Source organism: Streptomyces sp. NPDC053750, from assembly GCF_044544295.1.
Classification (GTDB): domain Bacteria; phylum Actinomycetota; class Actinomycetes; order Streptomycetales; family Streptomycetaceae; genus Streptomyces.
In genome coordinates this window covers 424,478-438,624 of sequence record NZ_JBITXB010000002.1, presented here as the reverse complement: position 1 = coordinate 438,624, position 14,147 = coordinate 424,478, and the positions used below count along the sequence as shown (strand labels likewise).

General features: G+C 75.3%; 10 protein-coding genes. 3 read left to right on the top strand and 7 right to left on the bottom strand.

What is annotated here, in order from left to right; genetic code table 11:
* Positions 1-87: 87 nt before the first annotated feature.
* The 3 genes from ACIGO6_RS07415 to ACIGO6_RS07405 form a co-directional block, all read right to left on the bottom strand.
* The gene (locus tag ACIGO6_RS07415; RefSeq protein WP_399872600.1) at positions 88-1,404 is read right to left on the bottom strand and encodes a PucR family transcriptional regulator; all 1,317 of its coding nucleotides are present in this window, start codon (positions 1,402-1,404) and stop codon (positions 88-90) included.
* A 259-nt stretch (positions 1,405-1,663) separates the two neighbouring features.
* Positions 1,664-4,435, bottom strand: coding sequence for a LuxR C-terminal-related transcriptional regulator (locus ACIGO6_RS07410; RefSeq protein ID WP_399872598.1), 2,772 nt, complete (start codon positions 4,433-4,435; stop codon positions 1,664-1,666).
* A gap of 219 nt (positions 4,436-4,654) precedes the next feature.
* A complete protein-coding gene (locus ACIGO6_RS07405; RefSeq protein ID WP_399872596.1) occupies positions 4,655-5,575 on the bottom strand; it encodes an alpha/beta hydrolase family protein in 921 nt (306 codons plus the stop codon).
* 511 nt (positions 5,576-6,086) lie between these two features.
* On the opposite strand from ACIGO6_RS07405, the gene ACIGO6_RS07400 reads away from it, so the two are divergent.
* From ACIGO6_RS07400 to ACIGO6_RS07390, 3 genes are all read left to right on the top strand, one after another.
* Positions 6,087-6,971 (top strand): Gfo/Idh/MocA family protein, encoded by an 885-nt coding sequence (locus ACIGO6_RS07400; RefSeq protein WP_399872593.1) that lies wholly within the window; start codon positions 6,087-6,089, stop codon positions 6,969-6,971.
* A 263-nt stretch (positions 6,972-7,234) separates the two neighbouring features.
* Positions 7,235-8,344 carry a PP2C family protein-serine/threonine phosphatase gene (locus ACIGO6_RS07395; protein ID WP_399872591.1) on the top strand — a complete coding sequence of 370 codons (1,110 nt, stop codon included), beginning with the start codon at positions 7,235-7,237 and terminating at the stop codon, positions 8,342-8,344.
* A gap of 118 nt (positions 8,345-8,462) precedes the next feature.
* On the top strand, positions 8,463-8,684 hold the full coding sequence (locus tag ACIGO6_RS07390) for a hypothetical protein (RefSeq protein WP_399872588.1): 222 nt from the start codon (positions 8,463-8,465) through the stop codon (positions 8,682-8,684).
* Positions 8,685-8,784: 100 nt separating this feature from the next.
* Here the strand turns inward: ACIGO6_RS07390 and ACIGO6_RS07385 are convergent, their stop codons facing one another.
* From ACIGO6_RS07385 to ACIGO6_RS07370, 4 genes are all read right to left on the bottom strand, one after another.
* Entirely contained in the window at positions 8,785-9,276 is a 492-nt protein-coding gene (locus ACIGO6_RS07385; RefSeq protein ID WP_399872586.1) for a DUF5709 domain-containing protein, read from the bottom strand.
* A 73-nt stretch (positions 9,277-9,349) separates the two neighbouring features.
* Positions 9,350-10,828 (bottom strand): hypothetical protein, encoded by a 1,479-nt coding sequence (locus tag ACIGO6_RS07380; RefSeq protein WP_399872583.1) that lies wholly within the window; start codon positions 10,826-10,828, stop codon positions 9,350-9,352.
* Between the two features lie 154 nt (positions 10,829-10,982).
* Positions 10,983-13,337, bottom strand: coding sequence for a glycoside hydrolase family 65 protein (locus ACIGO6_RS07375; protein ID WP_399872581.1), 2,355 nt, complete (start codon positions 13,335-13,337; stop codon positions 10,983-10,985).
* Positions 13,334-14,074 carry a beta-phosphoglucomutase family hydrolase gene (locus ACIGO6_RS07370; protein WP_399872578.1) on the bottom strand — a complete coding sequence of 247 codons (741 nt, stop codon included), beginning with the start codon at positions 14,072-14,074 and terminating at the stop codon, positions 13,334-13,336. The genes ACIGO6_RS07375 and ACIGO6_RS07370 overlap by 4 nt, the downstream gene beginning before the upstream one ends.
* Positions 14,075-14,147: the final 73 nt, after the last annotated feature.

Here is a 14,147-nt window from a genome sequence, read left to right as displayed (position 1 = left end):
GGCCGGGACGCTGCGGCGTCCCAGTCCGGCGCGGGTGAGTCTGTGCGGATGCCCAGGCCCGGGCGCCGACCCGGGTCTTCGCCCGTGTCAGTCGCGCAGTACGCGCCTCGCGGTCAGGGCCAGGGTGATCTCGACGACGTCGGCCGGGCGGGCCAGGGAGCGGCCGGTGAGTTGTTCGCAGCGGCGGAGGCGGTTGAGCACGGTGTTGCGGTGGCAGTAGAGGCGCTCGCCCGCCCGCTGCGCCGAGCCGTCGCAGTCGAGCCACGTCGTGAGGGTGTCCAGCAGCACCTCCCGGTCGGCGGGCTCCAGGCGCAGCAGCGGACCGAGGACCTTCCCGGCGAGGGCCCGGCCGAGTCCGGGGCTGGAGACGACCAGGGCGGCGGGGAGGTGGTCGGCGAGCCGCACCGTGCCGCCGTCCTCGGGACAGATGTCCAGCGCGGTGTCGGCGGACCGGCGGGCGTCGCCGACGGCGGCGAGCCCCTCGACGGGGTTGCCGACGCCGATCCGGAGGCCGGGAGCCACGAAGCGCGGTCCGGGCCCGGGCCCCTGTGCCACCCCCTCCCGCCCCTCCGCCCACTCCGGCGGCACGAGCTCGTCCTGATCGGCGTCCAGCAGGACGATGCCGTAGTCGACCTCCGCCCCGGCGTGCCAGTGGACTCGGGTGCCGGACGGTACGGCGGCGGCGCGGGCGGCGTCGGGGCGGGCGGGGTGTCCGCCGGTGACGGCGACGACGACGTACCGGCCCTGCTCCGGCAGTCCCAGGGCCTGGGCGGTCTCGGGCAGGTCGGCGATGCGGCTGGTGCCGTCGAGCAGGCCGGCCGCCAGCAGCCGGGCGCGGTTCTCGCGGCGCCGGCTCAGCTGCCACTCGGTCTGCCGGTAGGCGTCCGCGACGAGCGTGCAGTGCTCGTCGACGAAGTTCCACACGTCGGCGGCCACGTGGACGAGGAGGCGTACGTCCTCGGGGGCGGCCTTGGAGGTCTCCTCGACCAGCCGCTGCCACACCAGGGAGCCGCCGAGCCGGAAGGCGTGCAGCAGGGCGTCCAGCGGGAGGCCGTGCTCGGCGCGGGTGGCGCCGATCCGCCAGGAGCAGCGGCGGGCGGCGTCCCGGGCGCCGCGGGGGTCGAGCAGCGAGGTCACGCTGTGCCGCAGCGAGCGGTGGGCCTCCTGCCAGGTGGCGGAGGGGTCCTTGGTGAGGGCCGCGCGGTACGCCGGCTCCTGCTCCTGCAACAGCGCCACGAGCCGGTCGGTCAGGTCGGGCAGGTCGTCGAGCAGGGCGCGGGCGGCCCGGTGCAGTACCCGCAGGGCGTCGGCGTCCATCAACGACGCGACGCTCGGTGTCCGCGGCCGTGGGACGGGCGTCAGCCCGCCGCGGATCGCTGCTCGTGACCGTACGGCTTGCTGCATCGCGGTCCTCCCCGGGTCAGGGCTTGCGGGGGCGCCCCGCGACGGGCTGTCCCGCCCGCGCCGGGCCTGCCCCCTGACTCGTCCTGCCCGAAGGATGGCATACCGTCCGGTCGGTCCCTAGGCCCTGTCGTCAAATTTCCGTCGTCCGCCCGGAGGGCCGGCCCGGCGGAGTCCGGTGCATGCGATCGCAAGGCGCCGGAACGCCCTCGATGGGGGGTCCCCCCGCTCGAGCGAAGCCGCGGGAATTTGGCGACAGGCCCTAGGGTTGCGCACCGGTCTTTTCGGCCCCTCGGGCCTGTTCGGCCTGCTCGACCATGCGGGCCAGCTCCAGGCGGGACCGTACGCCGAGGGCGGCGAAGACCTTGCGGAGGTGGTAGTCGACGGTGCGGGTGCTCACCGCCAGGGTCAGCGCGACCTCCCGGTTGGTGGCGCCCTCGGCGACGTGCCGCGCGATGCGCAGTTGCTGGGGCGTCAGGCGGGTCAGCGCTCCGCCGCCCTTCCGTGGTCCGGCGCCCTCCTGCTGCGGGGCCGCTCCCAGCGCCCGCAGCTCGCCGCGTGCCTGTGCCGCCCAGACGCCGGCGCCGCAGCGCTCGAAGCCGGCCAGGGCGGTGCCGAGCCGGCCGCGGGCCTCGCGCGGTCTGCGGCGCCGGCGCAGCCACTTGCCGTACAGCAGCGCGGTGCGGGCCCGTTCGAAGTCGCCGCCCGCCTCGTCGTGCCGGGCGAGCGCGTGCCGGTAGAGGTCGTCGGCGCGGTCGGGCGGGGCGAGGAGGGCGTGGCAGCGGGCCAGCTGCGCGGCAGCCTGCGGATCGGCGCCGAACGCCGCCCAGCCGGCGAAGTCGGTGAGGACCTCACGGGTGTCCTCGTGGCGTCCGGCGAGGACCGCGGCCTCCACGAAACAGGGCACGGCGAGCCGCCACACCGCGAAGTGTCCGCGGCCGGGTCCGGGCAGGACCAGGAGCCCGAGCCGGTCGGCCGCGTCCAGTGGGCGCCCCCGGCCGAGGTCGGCCCGAGCCACCGCCCACTGGGCCAGGGTGGCCGCCTGGGCCAGTCCGTGCCGCCGTGCGGTAGTCAGCGCGGCCGTCACATGCCGGGCGACGACCTCCGGTTCCTCCTCGATCGACGCCGCGAGGGCCAGTACGCCCCGGTGGTGGGCCGCCGTGTTGCGCTGGCCCGCCCGCAGCGAGGTGCGCAGCCCCTCCTCCGCGTGGGCACGCGCCTGCGGGTGCCGGCCGGCGCGCAGTTCGGCGTAGGCGAGGTACTCCAGCGCCTGCGGCACCAGCGCGTCCGACCCGGACTGCCGGGCGGCGGCCAGCGCCCGCGCCCCGGCCCGGCGGGCGGCGTCCACGTCCCCGAGGAGCAGTGCGGCCGCCGCCGACCGCAGCAGCCCCTCGGGGCGGTCGTCGGTCCTGGCCCGCTCCACCACCTGTCCCAGCGGTACGGCGGCGCGGTCGAGCCGCCCTTCGAGCAACGCCCGCATGCCGTCGCGATGGTCGCGCACGGCGGTGGCCACGGGCGCCGCGGGGTGCCGGGGTGCCGCGGTCTCGGTGCGGTGGGGCGGGTCGGGGGCGAGCGTGGCCAGGCACGCGGGCAGGTCTCCCGCCGCCCAGGCGGCGTCGGCAGCGGCCAGGGCGGCGGTCGCGGCGTCGGCGGGGGCGTCCGCGGCGAGCAGGGAGGCGGCCAGCAGCAGCGACTGGTGGGCGTCGCCGACGGGGCCGTCCCGGAGTTCCGTGAGGCCGCGCACCAGTTCCGCCCGCCCTCGTACGACCGCCGGCGCGGCGCAGCCGCGGGCCGCGGCGAGCAGGGGGCGGGCCCGGTCGGGGCGGCCGGCGAGCAGGGCCTGCTCGGCCGCGGCCGTGTACCGCTCCGCCCGGGCCGGGCCGTCGGCCGTCAGCTCGGCGGCACGGGCGTACGCCGTCGCGCGCAGCCGGTACGGGGCGGGCACCGTGCCGTCGGCCGCCACCGCCGCCAGCCGGTCCGCGAGCGGCGGCGCGGGCGCCGGTCCGGTCAGCGACCAGGAGCGGTGGAGCAGCCCCGGGAGCCCCCCGCCGTCGGCCTCCAGCGCGTCGGCCAGCGCGCGGTGCGCGGCGCGGCGCCGGTCCGGCGCGGCGGTGGCGTGAACCGTGCGGCCGACCAGGGGGCTGTGGAAGCGGAGCCGGTCGTCGGCCAGGGCGAGCGGCGCGGGAGGCGGTTCCAGAGGTGGGGCCGGCGCGGTGGCCGGCGCGGCGGGCAGCGCGCCGGGGGGCCGCAGTCGCCGTACGGCGTCGAGGACCAGGGCGGCGTCGACGTCCGGTCCGTCCGCCGCCCGCACGGCCGCCGCCACCGTCAGCAGCAGGTCCCGCGCGTCCGCGCCGAGGCCGGTCAGGGCACCGCCCGCCACCTCCGCCAGGGTCCCGGCGTCGGCCAGGGGTCTGGGCAGGGGCTGGTGACCGCGCAGTTCGGCGGGTGAGAGCCGGCGGACGAGGGCGCGGAGCAGGGCGGGGTTGCCCTCCGCCTCGGCCAGCAGTTCCTCCCGGACGGCCGGGTCGGCGGTGCCGTCGGTCACCTCGTCGAGCAGGGCGTCGGCCTGGGGCGCTGTCAGCGGGTCCAGGCGGACCACGGGCAGGTGGGCGTACTCGGGGGCGACGGCGCGGTGCCCGGCGACGGAGAGGAGCAGCGCGACCCGGCCCGCGCCGTGCAGGCGCTCGGCGACGCGGCCCAGCGCGGCGCGGGCGGGGGCGTCCCACAGATGGGCGTCGTCGACGCACACCAGCAGGGGTCTCTCCAAGGCCGCCGCCCGCAGGGTGCCGAGCAGTTCGTCGGCGGTGGCTTCGGGGCTGTGCTCCGGTCGGGGCCCGAGGTGCAGTACGGGACCGGCCCGGAAGGTGCGGGCGGCCCACTGGAGCAGGGCGGTCCGGCCGAGTCCGGGTTCGCCGGTCACCACGAGGTGGCCGGCGCGGGTGCGCAGTCCGTCCAACAGCGCGCGCACCGCCTGCCGTTGCGCGCGCTGGCCGTGGATCCGCACGGCCGTACGTACGGTCGTCTCTCCGGTCATCCCCGGGAGGTTACGCGCGCGTAACCTCCCGCGGAAGGTGTCGGTCCGCCGTGCCCCGGTGCGGCGTCGGCGGCGTCACCTGCGGGTGTGTACCGCACGGGTGGGTCATGCACTGTGCCGTTGCCCAGCGGTCCGGGCCCGGGGCCGTGCGGCCGCACAGTCCGCGCCGGCGGCGGCCGCCGGGTGCCGCGACCGCCGCCGGTTGGTGCCGTGCGCGTGTCAGGAGCCGTGCGGGCAGTTGCCCCGGTACTCCTCGATGGTCAGGCTCGGCCGCGGCAGCGGACACAGGAACTGCTCGTAGCGGGTGTCGTTGTCGATGAACCGCTTGAGCCAGGAAATGCTGTACTTCGCGATCGTCGTGTTCGACGTGTTCGGCGAGAAGTGGGTGCCGTTGTTCAGCTCCAGGTAGGCGCGGTCCGTCCCGGACGGCAGGCTGGAGTAGAAGGGCTCGGCGTGGGAGGCGACGGGGGCGATCGTGTCGCCGTCCGCTCCCACGATCAGCGTCGGGGTGCTGACCTCGGGCCAGGACTTGTCGAGGTTCCAGGGGGTGAGGGGAATGGCGGCCTGGAGCGAGGGCCGGGACTTGGCGGCCTCCAGGGTGCCGCCGCCGCCCATCGAGTGGCCCATGACGCCGAGCCGGCTGCTGTCGATGCGGGTGCGCACGGAGCTGCGCTCGGTGAGGTAGTCCAGGGCGGCCAGCAGTTGCCGGCCTCGGGAGTCGGGCTGGTCCAGCGTGGTGTTGGTGTCGATGGTGAACACGACGAAGCCCTGCGAGGCCAGTCGCGGACCGAGCCAGGCCATGGAGGACTGGTACGCGGTGAAGCCGGGTGCGATGACGACGGCGCCGAACGTGCCGTCGCTGGTGCTGGTCGGGTAGTAGATCGTGCCGCCGCCGAAGCCGGTGACCGCGAGCGAGGAGACGCTGGTGTCCGCCACGGAGTACGGGCCGCGCAGGGCCTCGATGCTCGACTCGGTGGGCGCCGGGCCGCGCTCGTACGGGTTGTCGGCGGCCTGGGCGCCGGGGCCGGTGAGGGTGCTGAGCGCGACGACGGCGGCGACCACCGCCGTGACGCCGGCGAGCCGCCGCCGCGTTCCGCCGGACGCCGGACGCGCTGCGTGGGTGTGGGGGTTCTGCTCCACGAGGAGGGGTCCTCTCTGTCGTGGCGAGGGGCCCGGCCGGTGGTCGCACACGGCCCGGAACGCGTGGGGTCGCGTCCCGGGACATCCACCGCACGGGCGTCGCCGATGAGCTGGCGGTGCCACTGTGGGCGGGCGGTGCGGTGCAGGGGATCGGCAGAATCACCGGTCTCGTACGACGCGCGGGGCGATGGAGCGAGGCTGAGGGACCGGGCCGGGACGGCCGGGTGGGCCGGGCCGGCGGGCCGGCGGTGAACCGCCGTGGGCGTACCGCGGCCGCCCGCGGCCGGGATGCCTTGGGGTGGGCCACCGCTGCCGGGAGGGTGCGCGCGAGCGTCCTGGGCCGGACAGGCCGCCGGCCCGGTGTGTGCCGGGACGCGCGGTCTTGCGCCGGAGCCCCGTACGTTGACACGCTCGGCGTCGACCGGCCGGCCCCGCCGGTCGGCACGTGCAAGGTCAGCAGGTCAGCAGGCCTGCCCCGGATCGGGGCCGGCACCCGTGGAGAGGCGACGGCATGCGCATCGGACTGCTCGGCACCGGCCCGTGGGCGGACATGGCGCACGCCCCCGCCCTGCGCCGCCACGACGAGCTGGACTTCGTGGGTGTGTGGGGGCGCCGCCCGGACGCCGCCAAGGAGCTGGCCGACCGGCACGGCACCCATGCCTACGACGACGTGGACGCCCTGCTCGCCGACGTGGAGGCCGTCGCCGTCGCGCTGCCCCCGGCCGTGCAGGCAGAGCTGGCGGTGCGCGCGGCGCGGTCCGGGTGCCACCTGCTGCTCGACAAGCCGCTCGCCGCCACGGTGGCGCAGGGGCGGGCGGTGGTCGAGGCGGTGCGGGCGGCGGGCGTCGCCTCGGTCGTCTTCTTCACCACCCGGTTCCAGTCCGAGACGGAGGCGTGGATCACCGAGCAGGCGGCCGGGGGCGGCTGGTTCACGGCGCGGGCGCAGTGGCTCGGCGCCCTGTTCTCCGGTGACAGTCCGTTCGCGAAGTCGCCGTGGCGCCGCGAGAAGGGCGCCCTGTGGGACGTGGGGCCGCACGCCCTGTCCGTGCTGCTGCCGGTCCTCGGTGACGCCCGGCGGGTGGTGGCGGCGGCGCCGGGCCCCGGGGACACCGTCCATCTGGTGCTCGACCACACCGGCGGCGCGTCCAGCACGCTCACGCTCAGCCTGACGGCACCGCCCGCCGCGGCGGGGGCGGCGGTGGAGCTGCGCGGGGAGTTGGGGGTGAGGCTCCTTCCGGAGAGCGCGGAGAGCCCGGTGGCCGCTCTCCTGCGGGCCGCGGACGCGCTCCTCGCCTCCGCCGGGAGCGGGCGGCCCCACCCGTGCGACGCCGCGTTCGGGCTACGGGTCACCGAGATCCTCGCCGAGGTCGAGGCCCTGCTCGCCGACCGACGGTGACCGGGGTCAGCCGCCGGCCCGCGAGGGCGAGTTCGCGGGCCAACAGGTCACGGACGGCACCGAACGCCGGTCCGGCGCTGCATCGGCCCGACAGCCACGGGAAGTCGGCGTCCTCGATCAGGGTCTCCCCGATCCCGCCCTCGACCCCCACGCCGCCTCCGTCGCCCGCGCTGCCGCTCACCGTGCCGAGCAGCATGCCACGGGGGCCCGGGGCCGCCCCGGCTCGGCGTGCGGGGGGCGGGGTGGCGTAGGAGCGTGGTGGTGTGCCCAAGGTGTCCGACCTGCCGCCACGCCCGGTCGAGGAGCGGCGGAGCTGGCTGAGCGGGGCTCCGCCGCCCCGTTGGGTGCGGGTGCTGCCGCCGGCTCTCGTCGTGGCGATCTGCGCGGCGACGCTCGTCAGCCGCGACCCCCTCGACGTCGGCTTCCTGCTGGGCGCCATCCCACCGCTGGCCGTCCTGTCGTACGGCCCGCTGGCGACCGCCTTGCTGGGCGCCGTCGTGATCGCGCTGCTGCACATCCCGGCCTTCCAACTCGACCGGCCGGGCGACGCCGACCTGCTGACCATCGTCTTCGTGTCCGTGCTCAGCGTCTTCGTGTCCTTCGTACGCAGTCGCCGGGACGCCCAGCTGAGTCTGGAACGCACGGTCGCGGAGGCCGCGCAGCGTGCCGTCGTGCCCCCGCTGCCCGAGCGGGTGGGGGCGGTGCGCTGTGCGGGGCTGTACCGGGCGGCGCAGCGCGGGACGCTGGTCGGGGGCGACTTCTTCGACGTACGGGACGGCCCCTTCGGTGTGCGCGTCGTGATGGGCGACGTGCAGGGACACGGCCTGTCGGCGGTGTCGACGGTCGCCTCGCTGCTGGGGGCGTTCCGGGAGGCGGTGCTCGACCGTCCGGACCTCGCGGGGGTGGCGGGGCGGCTCGACCGCAGGCTGCTGGTGGACTCGGCGGACACGCGGCACGCCGAGCTGTTCGCCACGGCCGCGCTGCTGGAGTTCTCCGCCGACGCCCTGGACGTGCGCGTCGTGGTCTGCGGAAACCCGCCGCCCCTGCTGCTGCGGGGCGCGCGGGCCACGGAGCTGGAGGTCTCGCCGTGGACGCCGCTCGGGCTGGGGCTCGCGGACGCGGGCGCGATCGAGGCGTGCAGGGTGTCGCTGCGCCCCGATGACCGGCTCTTCCTCGCCTCCGACGGGGTGGTCGAGGCCCGGGACGGCGGCGGCGCCTTCTACCCGCTGGCCGACCGGCTGGCCGCCTTCGCCGACGAGGAGGCCGCCGCGCTCCCCGCCCGCGTCTGGGCCGACCTCGTGCGCTTCTGCCCGGACGTGGCGGACGACGTCACGATGCTCGTCCTCGCTCCTTCGCCCCCGACGGCACCCTGAGGCCGTCGGGCCTTCCGGATGCGCGGCGCGCTTCCGCATTGAATGGTGTTATCGGGATATTCGGGACCGATAACAGCACGGCACCGAAGCAGCGATCCGGATGCGAGGAGCACTGATCATGTCTACGTCACAGCCCGACGCCTCCCGGGCGTCCGAAGCCCGCGCGGGCGACGACCGCGTCACCCCGGACGACCTGCTCCACGCCCGCACCGGCACGGACGTGGCCCCGGAGGACCTCGTTCTCGCGGCCGGCCGGGACATCACCCCGAAGAACCTCGAATGGGCCAAGCGCAAGCTGGCGGAGGAGGGCCCCGCGGCCATGGACAAGCTGCTGCCCTGACCCGGGGCCGCGGTGGACGAGGGGGCGCGGCCGGGCCGCCAGGCGGTCCGGCCGCGCCCCCTCCGTGCCCTGTGCCCCTCCCCTGTGCCCTTCTGCGCGCCTACCGCGTGTCCTTCTCGTCGTCCGGCAGTGCCGTGTCGTCCTCCACGACGTGCATGGCGGCCTCTTCGGCGCCTGCGGCTCCGCCGTCGATGCCCACGTCGTCGGCGATCGTCTCCTTGGTCGTGTCGGCGCGTACGCCCTCGTCGGGGGCGACCAGCCGGCCGGAGCGGTCGGTGCCCGCCTCGGGGTCGACCGGTTCGCCCTCGCCGCCGGGCTCGTCGCCCACGCCGTCCCCGTCCGGTGCGGCCACGTCGGGCGTCTCCTGGGACAGCCGTTCGTCCAGGGTCTCGCCCTCGTGCTGCTCGGCGGCTGTGGTGCCGTGCTTGGTCACGCCGAGGGGCTTCTCCGGCGGGGAGTACCCCTCGTCGAGCGTGTCGTCGTAGCTCCGCTCGTCGACGGCGTCCTGGAGGTCGAGGGGCGCGGCGTCCTCCTGCTCCTCGTTGCTTCCGGTGGGCTGGTACACGTCGTCGGCCATCGGGTCCGTGCCCATCGCTGCCTCCCTCTCGCGCTGCGTCGGCTCGGTCGTCTCGTCGTCCGGTCTCGCGTTTCCCGAAACGCGATCTCTAACCCGGGGGCGCGACGCGGATGGTCAGGTCGGTGATGCGGTGCGGGGTCCAGTCGCGGGCGTAGCGGGGCGGGGTGCCGCCCGGGCCGGTGACGTCGGCGACCGGGATCCGGCGGGCGGTCTCCAGGATCTCCCCGGCGGTGATGTTCTCGTTGTTGCCGCTGGTCGCACCGGAGGAGCAGCCGGTGTAGTAGCCGATCGGAATGGACTCGTGCCCGGTGATCAGGCAGGGCGGGCGGACGCCGAGCCGGTGCAGCTCGTCGGCGACGCGGGCCCAGTCCTGGCGGCTGGCGACGTTGCGGTCCACGGTGCCCTCGAGGACCGCGAGCTGCACCGTCAGATGACCGGCGACCGCGAGCGCGACCGCCGTCGCCGCCACCGGCCGCCACCGGCCGCGCTCCGTCCGCACCAGGTGCCACAGGGCACCGGCGACCGGGACGGCCAGCAGGGCGTAGGCGGGCTGCAGGAAGCGGGGCGCCGCGTACCCGATCATGAACAGGTACGGCGCCGCGGCCGTCACCGCACAGGCGAACGGGATCACGGTGCGGGCGGCGCGCCCGGCCCGGACCGCGGCGACGACGCCGAGGACGGCGACGAACGGCAGGACGACCCACCACAGGGTGACCACCGGGTGCGGCATCGATCCGGTGCACGGGCGGCACAGGCCCCGCCCGCCCAGGCTGCGCATCTGGTCGTCGACGGCGATGTTCCAGCCGAGGCCGCCCTGGATCTCGGAGGCCCGGGAGAGCCGCTCCCCGAGGCCGCCGTACCAGCCGTACGCCTCGATCACCCACTCCACTCCCCCGGCGGCGAGGCCGCCCGCGAGGGCGAGCAGCAGCAGCCGGCGGCGGCGCACGAGGACGAGGACGAACAGGGGCAGGGTGACCCAGACCGCGTCGGTGGGCCGCATCCACGCCATCAGCGCGGCCCCGGCCACCACACCCCACAGCGCGGCCCGGCCGGACAGCCCCTGCCACGATCGCAGGAAAAAGCCGACGCAGACGAGGGCGCCGATGGCGACCCAGTAGTTGGGCATGGCCTGCGGACCGTAGAAGAGGGTCACCCACAGGGTGGCGAAGAACGCGCCGGCCGTGGCCAGGACGCGGGCCGGGAACAGGCCCTTCCAGGCGCGCAGGGCGAGATACAGGCCGATGCCGGACAGCACGGCGAGGTAGACGCGCAGCAGCTCGGTGGAGGACGACCAGGACGCCACGGGCGCCACCAGCAGGGAGACACCGCGGGACCTGGGCGCGCTGAAGAACGCGGCGGGGTGGTGGGTGGTGACCTGGCTGACGTACACCGTCTCGTCCCAGCCCAGACCCATGCCGGGGTGGACGAAGACCAGTTGGAGCACGGTGAAGGCGGCGGCCACCGCCGCGAGCGGGGCGTCGCCGCGCAGGCGCCGGGGGACACCGGACGTCGTGGCCGGCTCACCCCGGCGTCCGCCGACGAGAACGGCATTGGTGCCGTCGGCCATCGTGCACCCCTCACCCCCGCGCCTCGCGGGGCACTCGGTCCTCACCTCCTGCCGCCCGTGGCGGGAGCCCGGAATCCCGGAAATCAAGGTCAAACTAACCCGCCCGCCACGCAGGCGCAGGGTGGATTACGGCCAGTCGAGCCGCAACCGGCCCTCAGCGGGCGTTGGGGCGGCGGTGCGGGGGCTGTTCGGGTGTGGGGCGCCACTTGGGCGCGGGGATGGCACGCGTGACGGGCCCGTTCCCGTTCACCGCCACCTTGGTCCCGTGGTGGTGGATCGTCAGGGGATCACCCGTGAGCAGCGTGTACGTCGCCTTGTCGGCGCCGATCTCCACGCGCAGGCACCGGCCGCGGAACTGGAGCCGGAAGGCGAGGCGGCTGAACTTCTCCGGCAGGCGCGGCGTGAAACGAAGGCTGTCGCCGACGCGCCGGGTGCCGCCGAAGCCGGCGACCAGCGCCATCCACGTACCGGCGAGCGAGGCGATGTGCAGTCCGTCGCGGGTGTTGTGCTCCAGGTCCGCCAGGTCCATCAGGGCGGCCTCGGCGGCGTAGTCGTAGGCCAGCCGCAGATGTCCCGTCTGGGCGGCGACGACGGCCTGGCAGCAGGCGGACAGCGAGGAGTCCCGCACGGTCAGCGGCTCGTAGTAGGCGAAGTTGCGGGCGATCTGGTCCTCGTCGCAGTGGGCGTCGAACCAGTTGCCGCAGGTGTACATGGCCAGCACCAGGTCGGACTGCTTGACGACCTGTTTGCGGTAGAGGTCGAAGTACGGGAAGTGCAGCATCAGCGGGTAGTGCTCGGCGGCGGTGCCGGCGAAGTCCCAGCGCTGGTGGCGGGTGAAGCCGGCGTGCTGCTCGTGGACGCCGATCTCCTCGTTGTAGGGGATGTTCACGGACTCGGCGGCGTCCCGCCAGGCGGCGCTCTCCTCGTCGTCGACGCCGAGCCGGTTCGCGTCGTCCGGGTGGCGTTCGCAGGCGTCGGCCGCCGCGAGGAGGTTGGCCCGTGCCATGAGGTTGGTGTACGTGTTGTCGTCGACGACGGCACTGTACTCGTCCGGGCCGGTGACGCCGTCGATGTGGAAGACGCCGTGGTGGTCGTGGTGACCCAGGGAGCGCCACAACCGGGCTGTCTCCACGAGGAGTTCGAGGCCGGTGTCGCGTTCGAAGTCGGTGTCGCCGGTCGCCGCGGTGTACCGCACCACGGCGTGCGCGATGTCGGCGCCCACGTGGAAGGCGGCCGTGCCGGCCGGCCAGTACGCCGAGCCCTCCGAGCCGTCGATCGTCCGCCACGGGAACGCGGCGCCGTGCAGTCCGAGCTGGGCCGCGCGGTCCCGGGCGGCGGGCAGGGTGTCCCGGCGCCAGCGCAGCGCCTCGGCGACGGCCCTGGGCTCGGTGTAGGTCAGCACGGGCAGCACGAACATCTCGGTGTCCCAGAAGACGTGTCCGTCGTAACCGGAGCCGGTCAGTCCCTTGGCCGGAATCGCCCGCTGCTCGGCGCGGGCGCCGGCCTGCAGCACATGGAACAGGGCGAAGCGCACGGCCTGCTGGATCTCCTCGTCGCCGTGCACCTCGACGTCCGCCCGGGCCCAGAAGTCGTCGAGGTAGGCCCGCTGTTCGGCGACCAGGCCGTCCCAGCCGCTGTGATTGGCGGCGGCCAGCGCGGCCTCGACCTGGTCGCTCATCGCGGGCCGGGACCGGGCGCCCGACCAGCCGTGGGCGACCGTCTTGCGCACCCTGAGCCGCTGTCCCGGCTCCAGCACGGAAGTGATGGTCAGACGGGCCACGTCCGTGTCGCTCTCGCTGTTGGTGGTGGTCTGTCCGGGAGCGTCGAGGTCGTGGTCGGCGGCCACCGCGACCCTCAGGCCGCTGCGCCGGGTGCGGTGGACCAGTCGCAGCCGGGGCCCGCCGGCCATGTGCTCCTCGGGCTCCAGCGGGGCCTGCAGGGCCTTGGCCGTGCGCGGGTCGCCGTCGGGGTCGGGCAGGCTCTCGTTGGCGACCAGTTCCGACTGGATGACCACCCGGGCGCGGCTGTCGACGGGCTCCACCTCGTACTGCACGGCGGCGATGGCCCGCTGGGTGAGGGAGACCAGCCGGGTGGAGCGCACCCGGACGGTCGTGCCGGCCGGGGAGGTCCACTCGCAGGTCCGCTCCAGCACCCCGCGCCGCAGGTCCAGGATGCGTTCGTGCGTGACGAGCCGTCCGTAGCGCAGGTCGAACGGTTCGTCGTCGACCAGCAGCCGCAGGAGTTTGCCGTTGGTGATGTTGATGACGGTCTGGCCGGACTCGGGGTAGCCGTAGCCCGCCTCGGCGTACGGCAGCGGGTGCAGTTCGTGCACGCCGTTGAGGTAGCTGCCGGGCAGGCCGTGGGGTTCGCCCTCGTCGAGGTTGCCGCGCCAGCCGACGTGCCCGTTGGAGAGGGCGAAGACGGACTCGCTCTGGGCGAGGAGGTCGAGGTTGAGGGCGGTCTCGCGCACGGACCAGGGCTCGACGGCGTACGTCCGGTTGGTGATCACGCCTGGCCTCCCAGTTCGGCGAGGTCCTGGACGACGCGGTCGGCGCCGTGGGCGTAGAGGGCGTCCCTCTGGCCGACGCGGTCGACGCCGACGACGTAGCCGAAGTGTCCGGAGCGGCCCGCGTCCATGCCGGCGAGGGCGTCCTCGAAGACGGCGGCACGGGACGGCTCGACGCCGAGGTCGTGGGCGGCGGCCAGGAAGGTGTCGGGGCGTGGTTTGCCGGGGAGTTTCCGGGTCCGGGCCACCACCCCGTCGATGCGTACGTCGAACAGGCGCTCGGCGTCGATGGCGCGCAGCACGTCCCGGGTGTTGGCGCTGGAGGAGACGATCGCGGTGGCGAGGCCCGCGGCGCGGACGGCGTCGATGTAGCGCAGCGTGCCCTCGTACGGCTCCACGCCGCCGGTGCGGATCTTCTCCAGGAGCAGCTCGTTCTTGCGGTTGCCGACGCCGTTGACCGTGCGCGCGTCCGCCGGGTCGTCCGGGTCGCCCTCGGGCAGTTCGATGCCGCGGGAGGCGAGGAAGGAGCGGACGCCGTCGGCGCGGGGGCGGCCGTCGACGTACTCGTCGTAGTCGGAGTCGGTGAACGGGCGGAAGTCCGCGCCGTCCCGTTCGCGCAGGAAGGCGTCGAACGTCTCCTTCCAGGCGGCGGCGTGCACCACCGCGGTCCTGGTGACGACCCCGTCGAGGTCGAAGAGGCAGGCCTGGATGTCTTCGGGAAGACCGAGCTGCTTCGTCATACCCGAACCAGTTCCCCGGCGGGGCGGGTCCCATCGGGTGCATCGGGGGGAACGGCCCACGACGTGCTCGAGA

Coding starts and splice junctions, on each gene's coding strand:
- ACIGO6_RS07415 (WP_399872600.1), bottom strand. CDS start 1,404: ATGCAGCAAGCCGTACGGTCACGAGCAGCGATCCGCGGCGGGCTGACG.
- ACIGO6_RS07410 (WP_399872598.1), bottom strand. CDS start 4,435: ATGACCGGAGAGACGACCGTACGTACGGCCGTGCGGATCCACGGCCAG.
- ACIGO6_RS07400 (WP_399872593.1), top strand. CDS start 6,087: ATGCGCATCGGACTGCTCGGCACCGGCCCGTGGGCGGACATGGCGCAC.
- ACIGO6_RS07390 (WP_399872588.1), top strand. CDS start 8,463: ATGTCTACGTCACAGCCCGACGCCTCCCGGGCGTCCGAAGCCCGCGCG.
- ACIGO6_RS07385 (WP_399872586.1), bottom strand. CDS start 9,276: ATGGGCACGGACCCGATGGCCGACGACGTGTACCAGCCCACCGGAAGC.
- ACIGO6_RS07380 (WP_399872583.1), bottom strand. CDS start 10,828: ATGGCCGACGGCACCAATGCCGTTCTCGTCGGCGGACGCCGGGGTGAG.
- ACIGO6_RS07370 (WP_399872578.1), bottom strand. CDS start 14,074: ATGACGAAGCAGCTCGGTCTTCCCGAAGACATCCAGGCCTGCCTCTTC.